General features: G+C 43.3%; 10 protein-coding genes and 1 tRNA gene. 5 read left to right on the forward strand and 6 right to left on the reverse strand.

The annotated features are described in order from the left end of the window. Positions 1–62 precede the first annotated feature (62 nt). The gene (locus tag F6K52_RS10120) at positions 63–275 is read right to left on the reverse strand and encodes a hypothetical protein (protein ID WP_293076982.1); all 213 of its coding nucleotides are present in this window, start codon (positions 273–275) and stop codon (positions 63–65) included. Positions 276–361: 86 nt separating this feature from the next. Here F6K52_RS10120 and F6K52_RS10125 point away from each other — a divergent pair, with 86 nt between their 5' ends. After that, on the forward strand, positions 362–508 hold the full coding sequence (locus F6K52_RS10125; RefSeq protein WP_293076984.1) for a hypothetical protein: 147 nt from the start codon (positions 362–364) through the stop codon (positions 506–508). Here F6K52_RS10125 and F6K52_RS10130 read toward each other — a convergent pair. Continuing rightward, positions 489–1,760: a transposase gene (locus F6K52_RS10130; RefSeq protein WP_293076986.1), complete on the reverse strand. Its 1,272-nt coding sequence runs from the start codon at positions 1,758–1,760 to the stop codon at positions 489–491. The genes F6K52_RS10125 and F6K52_RS10130 overlap by 20 nt on opposite strands. A gap of 333 nt (positions 1,761–2,093) precedes the next feature. Between F6K52_RS10130 and F6K52_RS10135 the strand changes: the two genes are divergently transcribed. Continuing rightward, positions 2,094–2,567, forward strand: coding sequence for an amidase family protein (locus F6K52_RS10135; RefSeq protein WP_293077001.1), 474 nt, complete (start codon positions 2,094–2,096; stop codon positions 2,565–2,567). Positions 2,568–3,178: 611 nt separating this feature from the next. Then, a complete protein-coding gene (locus tag F6K52_RS10140) occupies positions 3,179–3,652 on the forward strand; it encodes a pentapeptide repeat-containing protein (RefSeq protein WP_293076988.1) in 474 nt (157 codons plus the stop codon). A gap of 415 nt (positions 3,653–4,067) precedes the next feature. On the opposite strand, the gene F6K52_RS10145 is transcribed toward F6K52_RS10140, so the two are convergent. From F6K52_RS10145 to F6K52_RS10160, 4 genes are all read right to left on the reverse strand, one after another. Beyond that, positions 4,068–4,138 (reverse strand) — tRNA-Gly (locus F6K52_RS10145). A 95-nt stretch (positions 4,139–4,233) separates the two neighbouring features. Continuing rightward, positions 4,234–5,196, reverse strand: coding sequence for a hypothetical protein (locus F6K52_RS10150; protein WP_293076990.1), 963 nt, complete (start codon positions 5,194–5,196; stop codon positions 4,234–4,236). Between the two features lie 38 nt (positions 5,197–5,234). Then, positions 5,235–6,023 carry an ABC-2 family transporter protein gene (locus tag F6K52_RS10155; protein ID WP_293076992.1) on the reverse strand — a complete coding sequence of 263 codons (789 nt, stop codon included), beginning with the start codon at positions 6,021–6,023 and terminating at the stop codon, positions 5,235–5,237. A 239-nt stretch (positions 6,024–6,262) separates the two neighbouring features. Next, positions 6,263–7,264: an ATP-binding cassette domain-containing protein gene (locus F6K52_RS10160; protein WP_293076994.1), complete on the reverse strand. Its 1,002-nt coding sequence runs from the start codon at positions 7,262–7,264 to the stop codon at positions 6,263–6,265. Between the two features lie 1,786 nt (positions 7,265–9,050). Here F6K52_RS10160 and F6K52_RS10165 point away from each other — a divergent pair. Together F6K52_RS10165 and F6K52_RS10170 are read left to right on the forward strand one after the other, a co-directional pair. Continuing rightward, entirely contained in the window at positions 9,051–9,362 is a 312-nt protein-coding gene (locus tag F6K52_RS10165) for a hypothetical protein (RefSeq protein ID WP_293076996.1), read from the forward strand. 392 nt (positions 9,363–9,754) lie between these two features. Continuing rightward, entirely contained in the window at positions 9,755–11,548 is a 1,794-nt protein-coding gene (locus F6K52_RS10170; RefSeq protein WP_293076998.1) for a carotenoid oxygenase family protein, read from the forward strand. Positions 11,549–11,719 lie beyond the last annotated feature (171 nt).

Consider the following 11,719-nt stretch of genomic DNA (forward strand, 5'->3'; position numbering starts at 1 on the left):
CCAGCAGGATTATGGTCTTCATTTTTGATTTAAAAAACCTTTAAAAAGACTTTAATTAAAATTCACAATAACAGGGAGTAGGGAGCAGGGAGCAGGGAGCAGGCAATAGGCAATAGGCAATAGGCGAAAAATAATGTGTACCTCATAGCTATGATCAACGCTATAGATCTAGCTAGAGCAATCTTAGTGGGTTTTCCAGTTGTAGTTATTACCTTCAATAAAAGTCTAAAACCATAGCGTTTTTTGCAGTTAATAGGTACGTTTGTAAACCTCAAAGCTCCCTGCTCCCTGCTCCCTGCTCCCTATTTCAACAGTTAATTTTAGTTTTGTCCGACTACTTATTACTTGTGACTTGTGACTTGTGACGCTAAGGGTAGCGCTATACAATTCCCATCAGGACGACTGGGGAGTGTCAATAGATGCGATCGCGTCTTGGAATGCGGCTTGGAATTTGGGCAGGGCACGGGAAATCATTTCTTCGCTGGCAGTCAGGGAAATTCGGAAATAACCTGGTATTTCCTGTGGCGTTCCAGTTGACACTCCCCGGTCATTAGACGCGGGGATTCTTCGCTCAACGACCCGACTTGCTGAACCTGGTCGGAACCAAGAACAGTAGAGGTCAGATCTCCCGAAGTGTTCGGATCTAAGATCCAGGTTCCGGTGTGCCCCACCGTACCCAAGGCTCTTTTTAGAATGTTGATTGCAGCGTTATGGTCTCTATCAAGTTCACACCCACATTTGCACACGTGAGTTCTAGTCGATAATGACTTCTTGACTACTTCGCCGCACTCTGAGCAATTCTGACTTGTATAGGCAGGATTCACTGCAACCGTGACTTTACCAAATTTCTTGCCAAAATGCTCTAACCATTTTCTAAATTGATACCAACCAGCATCATTAATAGATTTGGCTAAACAGTGGTTCTTAACTAAGTTTTTTACCCTCAAATCTTCGTAGGCGACCAGGTCGTTAGACCGGATTGCGCAACGTGCCAGTCTCTTGGCATGTTCTTCACGTTGCCTACTTATTTTGAGGTGCTGTCTGCCTAATTTATTAACGGCTTTCCTACGGTTGGACGAGCCTTTTTTTTTCCGGGAAACCCGGCGTTGATAAAATTTTAGACGCTTTTCGCCTTTTCTATAGAATCTGGGGTTAGGTTCAGAATAACCATCAGAATCAGTGTAGAAATCTTTTAAGCCTACATCTAATCCGATGGTCGCCTTGGATGGCTCTAATTGTTCATTTACATCGACAGATATACAGAACTGGACATAGTAACCGTCAGCCCTTTTTACTACCCGAACCCGTTTGATTTGCTTTTTGTCGAAGCGCCACAAGTCCCAGGTACCTTTGAGTCTTAGCTTCCCGATTCCTTTCTTATCACTAAAGGTGATTGACTTTTTATCAGGGGATAACTTCCACCCTGATTGCTTATACTCAACCGATCTACAGTGTTTCTGAAAGCGAGGATAGCCCTTTTTACCTGGTACTTTTTTCTTGCAGTTTTCAAAGAATCGAGAAATTGATGACCATGCCCTTTCAGCGGCAGCTTGTCGGGCAGTAGAGTTTAACTCATTGGCAAAAGGGAATTCCTTCGCTAACACCTTAGAGTACTTACTAAGATCGTATTTCCCTGTCCCTTTGTTGTCCATCCACAGGCGAATACAGCTATTGCGAATAAATTTAACCGTCCGAATTGCCTCGTCTATGGCTTTGTATTGGAAAGCTTTACCGTATGCTTTAAACTCTAAAATTATCATCAGAAATCGACCTTTTTTGCTATATTTTTATATTAACTTATTTAGCGTAATCCGTCAAGTCGTGACTTAATATTTTTCACGGCGAATAAAGTCGCTACCTGGCTTTCATCCCGGAGACGAAACCTTAAAATAAGGCAGCCTTAATCATAAAGTTTTAACCCTTTTACCCATAGCCGACCGGAGATGAAACCTTAGAATAAGGCAGCCTTAATCATAAAGTTTTAACCCTTTTACCCATAACCGACCAACCATATAAGGCTGCCTTATTCTTGCGGTAACTTCTAACCAACCATAAAGGCTGCCCCAGCGAGGGATTGCTCGCTGGGGTAACTTCTGACCCGGTTTAAAAACGCGGGGCTTTCAGCCTGGAGCAGTTCCGTAAATCAACAACAGTATGAACATGCTCTTCATAAACGCGATCGTATAATTACTGATCTAGAAAGCTTCTTATCTGATTGGGATGTTTGGTTGTGTCCTGTGGTTCCAATACCAGCATTTACCCATCGCCGATCAGGGGAACCAATTGAAATAGATGGTAAGCAGTTTCCTTATCTGAAAGCTATTGGTGCTTACACTACACTTTTTAATTTAGCTGGAAACCCAGTCATAGTCCTACCCCTTAGCCAGTCCCAGCAAGGCTTACCCATTGGTGTGCAACTGGTCGGAAGACGGGGCAGTGATATGAGACTGACCGCAATTGCTGAGACATTGACCCAAATCACCGGAGAGTTTCAACCTCCACCGGGATATTATAGCGCTACGCGCAGGTCAGAAGTCAGAAGTCAGAAGTCAGAAGTCAGAAGTTAGAAGTCAGAAGTCAGAAGTAAGCTAGACTCACGTTTCGGAGTTTAGGAGCGATGCAGCGCCTTGGAAACCCCCGCAGGTCGGCGCTGCATCGCTACTCCCTACTCTCTGTTCCCAGATCCGCTGTTCCCTTTGGTATAGTGCTATAACAATAGCTCCGATGCGATCGCATAAGCGCGGAAGCTGAGGCCAAAGGCGATTAGCCCGAAGGGCGTTGGCTAGCGATCGCTTAATCCCCTACCACCTTAATCCCTTAACCTTAAGAATTATTTGTCTTTTCTTAACAACCTAACCAATTTAGACAATAAGGTTCTTCAGTACCTACTATGCTAAATTTATAGTTGAAAAAACCCGAAAATATTACTGTGTAAGGGTTATGAGGCTATTTAACAATAAATTTTTCTGAATACTGCCTCTTCCTCCTGCTCCCTGCTCCCTGCTCCCTGCTCCCTTTGGCAAATTGTTAATCTAGCATAACAAGTACGGAAGAGCCGGGAATAATTCCATAACTAACCTTAACAAATAATCAGTATAATCCCGGACAAGTAATGGGTTATCATGAAAGTGGGATAAAGCAATACATACTGATAATTTTCCTTCTAGGGAGGCCAAAAATGAAATTCAATATTTTGGCAACGCTAACCTTAGTCGCTTCCCTGTTCTTCACTGGTTCAGCCGTAGCTGAGAACCCAGACCAGGTTCAACAGTTGCTCTCAACTGGTGAATGTCCAGGATGTGATTTAAAAGGAGCGGATCTATCGGGCGCGCATCTAATTGGGGCTGATTTGAGGAATGCTAACCTGCAAGGAGCAATCTTAATCGAAGCCAACCTAGAAGGTGCTGACCTGACTGGAGCCAACTTAAACGGGGCTAACTTAACCCAAGCCTTTGTTACCAATGCCAGTTTAAACTGCGCTAATCTCAACCAAGTTAATTTGACAGCAGCCAAGCTTTACGACACTCATGTGTCTGGAGCTGTGATGAACAACATGACCTTAACTAATGCCGAGATATTTGAAACTGGCATTGGCATTGGTGGTAGTGCCGAGCAATTCAATTTCAATGTCGAGTGTCAAGTAGAGTCTTAACACGTAAGCTATCAGCTATCAGCTTATGGGTCACAGTCAAGCTTGTAGGGTGGGCAAAAACAGTTTGGTTCAAATGAGTATTCTAGATTACAGAACTTTGCCCACCCTACTACTATTAGCTTATGGATCACAGTGTCGTTCGCACAGCGTGGCCAAAGGCCAAAGCCTGTGCAACGCTACTGATTGGTGCTTTTGAATAAGTGATGGAGCGCGGTCTTAGGAGTTTCCCCTAAGACCGCGCTCCATCTATAAAACAGCATTCGTAATTTAGAATTTAGAATTTAGACTTATGCGATTAGCCCGAAGGGCGTTGGCTACGCTCCGGAAGCGTTCGCGCAGCGTGGCCAAAGGCCTCAGCTTCCGCGCTTATGCGATCGCACTAAACCACGAAAATATATACAACTAATATTTCAAGAGCGGATAGGGGGAATCGAACCCCCATCATCAGCTTGGAAGGCTGAGGTTTTACCACTAAACTACATCCGCAGTGTTTCCATCGCTTCTAGGATCATAACATAACAAAATCAAAATGCCACATTTTTTAGCTGAAAAATCTGAACTCTTGCTAGCATGCCTATTGCCTATTGCCTCTTGCCTCTTGCCTCTTGATCAATGGTCAGTTGAAAGCGATAAGCTTGCCAAACTGGTTGACCTGCCATGTAAGTAGGGGCAAACAGCCAATTGCGAATCACCTGCTGAGCGAGTTGTTGAGCCTGATCAATACTAATATTGCCTTGCTGCACTTGAATATAGTCCGCTAGCAGTTCCGGTTTACCATTGGAATCAATTAACACCACCACCTTCAACACTAACTCTTCCGATAAATCAATACCTGTCAAATTCAGCTCCTCAGCGGAAAATTCCGTTTTGTTAGCTGGTAGCGGTATAGCCAATTCGTCTGGAATATCCCGATTCGGATTAGTCAGACCAAAGTTACTCATCTTAGCCACAAAGGTATCTTTTGATGCCGACTCTTCCAAGATGCTGGAAGCCGGTGGCTGAATCGGTGGTGGCAGAGGTAAGGGTAAAGTTAGCGGCCTTTGGATGACTGGAATAGGCTTAACAGGAGTGATCGGAGTTGTTGTTTCAGGTGCGGGTACAGGTATAGTTAATTCATAATCTGTTGGTAGTGCTAGGTCTTGAACGGCTAAGCTTTCCTGTGTTGGTGTTTGAGCTAAGTCAGGCTTAGTGGCATCAATGGTAGAGTTAGAGACAGTTTGGTGATTAAAATTCCGATCTGACCTAGCACTAGTTAGAACTAAATCCGTGCTTTGATGGATTAGAGGTGTTGATGGGTGTTCTGGTGATGTCTCTTGCTCAGATATGTCTTCCGGAATGATATCAATCAGATCGATGGCAATCAAATCCTGACTGGGTTGCGAACTCTCGAAGCGCCCCATCAAGAGCACATACACTATCCACAAGAAGCATAGATGAATGACAACAGAGGCCAAAACCATCGCCAACCATAGCATTGGCTGGTGGCAGTGACGTGGTTCAGGTAAATTAGGGGGATAATTTGGGGGCAAACGTTTTAGGGTCATTCGTTGCTAGAGCGTTAATTGATAAATGCAATATAAGATCAAGCTCCCATCCCGGAGTAATGCTTTAACCCTTTACGCCATAACCAGCGGTTAACTAGGAAAAATATCAAACTCCAACCTAGAATCACCAAGATTCCCCCTACCACATTCACAGGTAAACCAGTAAACAGTGCTGCTGGAAAGTGCATCAAATAAGGGAAGGGTGTCCACTGGGCAATTGCCCTTACCAAAGGAGGGAAGACTTCCAACGGAGCAATTAACCCAGAAAGAAATAAGTACAGCAAAAATGATAACTCTTCAATAGCACTAGCTCGTTCTGTCCAAAAGGCGAACATGGCAAAGGTATACTGCATCAAAAAGCGTAGGCCAAAGCTCATGACCACCACCAGGCAACCGAGGAACAAATTGCCAAGATTCGGTACCCAAGCTACTTGGGGATACAGCAGAAAAAACAAACCGATTAGCCCTAAGTTAAACGGCATACGGATAAATCGTTCGGCTATGTGACCGGCTACGTGATGCCACACTGGATCAATGGGCTGTAGTAATCGTGGGGAAAGCTGCCCTTGCAACACTTGGTCTTCAAATTCGAAAATTACCCATACCAAGTTGAACTGGCGGATAAAAAACACTGAGATAAAGTAACGGGCAAATTGTGTAGAATTCAGACCAAATTCTGCTTCTTGGGATGCCTTGATCCAAATTCCCATTAGAATCAGAGGTAACAGATTAGACAGTACCCAAAAAAATATTTCTGCCCGATACTCCATCATATGGGCGTAATAAACACTAAGGAAGGTTTTTATGATTTTTAGGACGCGCTTCATTTATTTTTGATGTTAGGGATTAGGGAGTAGGGAGTAGGGAACAGGGAACAGGGAACAGGGAACAGGGAACAGGGAACAGGTAATTTCAAATCAAAAAATTCTTAATTCTTAATTCTTAATTCTTAATTCTTAATTCTTAATTCTTAATTCTTAATTCTGCATTCTAAATTCTGCATTCTTAATTCTAAATTCTTAATTCTTAATTCTACATTCTGACCAGCTAACCTTTCCAGCCAAGTTTACTCTACTACTCCTGTCTGGAAAACACGACCAATAACTTCTTCAATGGGAGGGTCAGTTACGCTTAAATCTATTACTTCCAGCTCAGCGAGAATCCGAGCCACAGTCTCGGTAAGCACTTCCCGATGCACTAGGAAACGCACGTGGTGACCATCTACTTCTTTGAGTTCACCATAGCGCTCTAAAAACATATCCTGACTAGTCTTTACCTCAGGTAAGGGCTGGGCAAGTTCTACGGTGACCTCACGATAGGGAGCAAAGCGCTCAAGTAATCCCTCTAGAGAGCCATCGTAAATCAGCCGACCTTCATGGATTAATAGCACCCGTTGGCAAAGAGCAGTGATATCAGCCATATAGTGACTGGTTAAGAGTATTGTTGCTCCTGTGCGTTGGTTGTACTCCCGCAAGAAATCCCGCACGGCCAATTGAGCATTGACATCTAATCCCAAGGTAGGTTCATCTAAAAATAGCACTTGGGGTTGGTGTAGTAGTGCTGCTAGTAGTTCCGCTTTCATCCGCTCTCCTAGGGAGAGTTTTCGTACTGGCTGAGTCAGTTTTCCTTCTAGGGAAAGCATCTCGGTCAGTTCCCCAACTCGATGCTTATAGTCAGTATCAGAAATACCATAGACAGCGGCATTGATTCTCAGGGAATCTAGGGCTGGTAAGTCCCAAAGCAACTGTTGCTTCTGCCCCATAACTAGGGTAATTTTTTTCAAAAAGCCTGGTTGACGTCGTTTGGGGATGCAATCTACAACTCTGACTCGACCCTTAGACGGATGAATCAGTCCAGTCAGCATCTTGAGAGTAGTGGTTTTACCAGCACCATTGGGCCCTAAGAATCCGACTACTTCTCCAAAGCCAATTTCAAACGAAACGTCTTGTACAGCTTTGACTGAACGGTAGGTACGGCGGAAGAAATGGTTTAAGGTACCTTTTAGTCCTGGTTGTTTGATTGCTACTGGGTAGATTTTGCTGAGATTTTCGACAATAACAATAGACATATAGGAAAGGGAACAGGGAACAGGGAATAGGGAACAGGGAGTCGGAAAGAGTGATAAAAAAGCTCTCTTGATTGTAGAATAATGGTTCTAGCAATTATTCCTGTGAAATAAAAATCTCCCCATCCTCACAGTGGGGTGTGGGGCGTGGGGTGTGGGGGGTAGGGTGTGGGGAAAATAAAAGCGATGCAGCGCGGTCTTGGGGAGGCAGCGCGGTCTTGGGGGTTCCCCCGCAGGTCGGGCTTTGGTGGGCTTTCCGCATCTAATTATTAAATTCGCGCTTATTGTCGCACCATTAGCATCGCTTTGAAATGCCCCACACCCTACACCCGACCCCCTACACCCCACACCTGAGGTCAAAGTAAAAAACCTACCCCTGTGAGCACCCGGTCACCCCGTAAAGCTTTTAAGGCTGTTTGTCACCCCGTCAGCCTCTTACCTCTTACCTGCTCCCTACTCCCTGCTCCCTACTCCCTGCTCCCTGCTCCCTGCTCCCTAAAAAATAAAAATTTGTACCTCACAAGTCGTATAATTGCTAGAATTGGTAATATGCCTCCTTTTTTCTTGCACGACCTACTGAGCTGATAGCTTACTAGTGAAGACCAAAAAAAATAGTCGTGGAAAATACTTCCACGACTACAAAAGTAAACCAATTCAAGGGGATGACTACAAACGTAAACCAATTTAAGGCGATGTAGCATCTACTTATTAATTCTAGTGTACGAGGAATTTAGCCTAAACCACTCTGTGGCTCTGACCCCTCATATCAAGGCATAGTACACAACCAATCAAGTAGTCTTATAGCACTACGCATTAAAGTTAGGACATTGATATAAGCTGAAACCCTTTTTTAGTAAACTTTTGCCTCTTGCCTCTTGCCCTTGCGCGTAGCGTTATAATTGTGGCACTAGGGGAAAGACCCCCCAGCTAGGTTATGAGCTTCATCCAGAATCAGATTGCGGTGCAAAATACAAATGTATTCCCCAGGATTGTAGGTTCTTGGTACAGATAAAACCAATGGAAGGGAGTGTCAATTCACTAGATTGATTCGGAAAAAGTGAAACAATTATTTTTTTTTACATCGCCTTAAATTGAGTAGCTTAGTGTTCATTAATTATGAAGTCTGTTTTTTTAGGGAACAGCGGATATGGGAATCGGGAATCGGGAATCGGGAATCGGGAATCGGGAATCGGGAATCGGATTTTTCGGTAAGGTAAAAAACGGTAATTATTTGGGATAATTAAGTCTACACTTATAGATCGTTTTGACAGAGTTAGTTGACAGAGTTAGTTGACAGAGTTAGTATAAGTAAGGATAACTAAAGTGCTTAAATTAGGGTCAATAAATAATTAAATTTAGATAATTGGGCAGAGTTATATCTAGTATTTATTGATGACCGTTTTTTACATAACCCAAAATACCTCTAGAGTTGATTAACTCTTGCATGCATGCCTCTTGCCTCTTGCCTGCACCTCCTGGGAGGGGTTAGGGGCTCATAAGGGTAGGTTTTTTAGTTTGACCTCAGGTGTGGGGTGTAGGGGGTTGGGTGTGGGGTGTGGGGCTACAGACAAGCGATGCTAATGGTGCGAAAATAAGCGCGAATTTAATAATTAGATGCGGTTTGCTCACCAAAGCCCAACCTGCGGGGGTTTCCTCCACTGGCGCGTAGGGTACAAGACAATGATTTTTTGACAAATTAAGTCAAATTAAGTATATTGTCTTATCCCCTACACCCCACACCCCACAACCCACACCCTACACCTCACGTTTTTGTTAAAAACCTACCCCTGTGAGGGGGTTAGGGGTGGGTTCCTCTTGCCTCTTGCCTTTCCCTACTCCCTTGATGAACATTACCATTAAAATCCCAGAGCTAAGCTTAGAAGGAATTGACCTGAATAGACTAGAGCGGGTACGCTTACAAGCAGCGGTGAAAGCAGAATTATCCCGTTTGCTTAAGGTGAAGGGACTACCTCGAAATTGGAAAAATAGTACCAATATTCCCACTGTACCAGTGAATTTAAACTTAACTAAAACCGACAATCCCACAGACATGGGTAAGGAAATTGCTCAGGCTATTTATAATAGAGGTATGGCGCAATGACACATCTACGAGTAAGTCGGACAAATCAGCTAAAACAGAGGAAGACATTACCTCTTTTATCGACCACTTTATGGCATTTGTCCGACAATACAGTATCATCATTGCCTTGAAAAAAGGCTAGTGTAAACCCTGCTGTAAACTAGTTTTGGCGGACAGTTACACCTAGACTATTTTTCAGGGTAAGACCCATTACACTCTTCGCGACTGATGAGTCTTCCCCCCAATGGTTTTTATAAACTTTTATTAAGAAAATCTCGATAATTTGATTTAAGAGACTAGTTTAATATTTAATAAAATAAGAGATAAAAATCCTAAGCATCCAGCGGTTAATCCCTCTATATAAAAAACTGAGTGATAGCTGACTGCTGAGAGCTTACGGCTTACTAAAATTATTGACTAAATCCAATTTACTGGAAAAACAGATGGTAGCCCAATCAAGTTCTACATCCGAGGTCAATTTCAAAAACTTTAGCCGCTCAACACTGGGGGAGTTTGAAGCATCAGTAATTGAGGGAAGTTGGCCAGAAAACTTATCCGGTTATGTTTTTATTGTTGCTCCTTATCACCGAGAAAAAGAGCGTCATCTATTTGCCGGTGAAGGGGTAATTATTAAATGGGATCTCAAGAGTGACAATGGCAAAATCAAGGTTCACAGTAAAAGACTAAAGACGTGGGATAGTGTTTGGCATAAGATCCTCCCCATATACAATTTATCAAAAGGATTTTTTCCCGCAGTCATCAGTCCGTTAGGGATTTCAGAAATCGCTAACACAGCCATTGTCAATATGAATGGCAGGCTGATCTTGACGGCGGATGCAGGACGTTATTGGGAAGTCGATCCAGTCACCCTTGATACTATAACCCCAATCGGGTATTTTGACGAACATGTGGTTTCTGTTCCCCTATCATTCTTCCCAATGGTAGCCAATACAGCCCACCCATTAGTTGACCCTAAAACCAAACAACTGATTACTTGTGAGTTAAAATCTAAACCCAATCCAGGGGATTTATTCACTGATATGATCAGTGCTGTTTATATCACAACCTGGGATGGGGAAGGAACTTTAAAACACTGGGAATTAGAAGGAACAGTTCTGGAGGGGAGTCCTCATTCAGCGATAGTAACTGAAAAATGTATTATGATTCCAGATATGCCATTCCAAATGGGATTGGCAATGCTATTAGGAGTCAAGATTCCGCCTCTGAAAGCTTATCCAAAAACACAGATTTATATCGTTGATCGTGATGAACTCAAACCAGACAAGGAAACTGTTCGATCCCGTTTAGTCACATTTGGTGGGGATAGCTATCACTTCTTATGTAACTATCATCATATCGATGGCAATATCCATTTAGTTGGGATCCAGCAAGCAACAATTAGCCTCACTGAAGCCTTGCGACCGGATGATGTTAAACACTTTAGTGGTGAGAAGTATGATAAAGACTATTATGGTATCCCTTGGATGTTTGGTTTCGATCCTGGGGTTTTGCGCAAAGTGGTGATCCAAGATACTCAAGTGATTAGTGAAGAAGCCTTTGTCCATCCAGGATGGTTTACCACAACCCTCTTCACTGCTGATCCACGAGAATTCTTGGCGGAAAAGGGATACTCTGCTCTCTATCAAGTTTATGCTGGATATTACCAACAGTTTATCTGTCGTCGTCAATATCTTAGTTTTCGGGATAGTAAAAACAGAGTTCTCAGGGATGATCAACTTCCTCAACAAGACCTGCCTTCAGTTCTCGCTAAAATTCCTCTAGATCAGAATTGGCAAGAACTAACTGACCATATCAAACAAGAACAGGAACAAAATCCTGACACCTATGTGTGTGATTTAGGGAAGGGATTACTTGATTTTTATGTGTATCCTGTAGGAAGTATTTTAAATAGTATTCAATTCATTCCCCAAAACGAAGGGTATCTTTTAACTACTGTGTTAACCCCAGACAGCTTGGAGGCTTGGCTATTTACTGCTGATAATATCAGCAATGGACCAATTGCTAAACTTCGTCTGCCAGACCAGGTAACTTTTGGCTTCACCTTACATTCAGACTATTTTGAGGAGGTGACTCCTGCTCCACGTACCTACAAAGTGAATAGACTACAATCCGATTTACGGAGTATCATGGTAGTTCCTTGGGAATTTTTATTCAACCAACGCAAGGATATTTTTAAGAGAAAGTAATATCCTAAAGGGAATAGGGAATAGGGAATAGGGAATAGGGAGTAGGGACTAGGGAGTGGGGAGTAGGGAGGTAAGCTATAGCGCGTGTCGCGTATCAGCTAATGGGCTACGCCCACGCTGTCAGCCATGCAAAGCGCGAGTGGCGTATGGGTCTGTGTGCGTAACTTGCTT

Source organism: Moorena sp. SIO3H5 (assembly GCF_010692395.1).
In the GTDB taxonomy this organism is placed as follows: Bacteria; Cyanobacteriota; Cyanobacteriia; order Cyanobacteriales; family Coleofasciculaceae; genus Moorena.

Excerpts from the sequence above, each read along its gene's own strand:
- F6K52_RS10130 (WP_293076986.1), bottom strand. The coding sequence starts at position 1,760 with ATGATAATTTTAGAGTTTAAAGCATACGGTAAAGCTTTCCAATACAAA.
- F6K52_RS10140 (WP_293076988.1), top strand. The coding sequence starts at position 3,179 with ATGAAATTCAATATTTTGGCAACGCTAACCTTAGTCGCTTCCCTGTTC.
- F6K52_RS10150 (WP_293076990.1), bottom strand. The coding sequence starts at position 5,196 with ATGACCCTAAAACGTTTGCCCCCAAATTATCCCCCTAATTTACCTGAA.
- F6K52_RS10155 (WP_293076992.1), bottom strand. The coding sequence starts at position 6,023 with ATGAAGCGCGTCCTAAAAATCATAAAAACCTTCCTTAGTGTTTATTAC.
- F6K52_RS10160 (WP_293076994.1), bottom strand. The coding sequence starts at position 7,264 with ATGTCTATTGTTATTGTCGAAAATCTCAGCAAAATCTACCCAGTAGCA.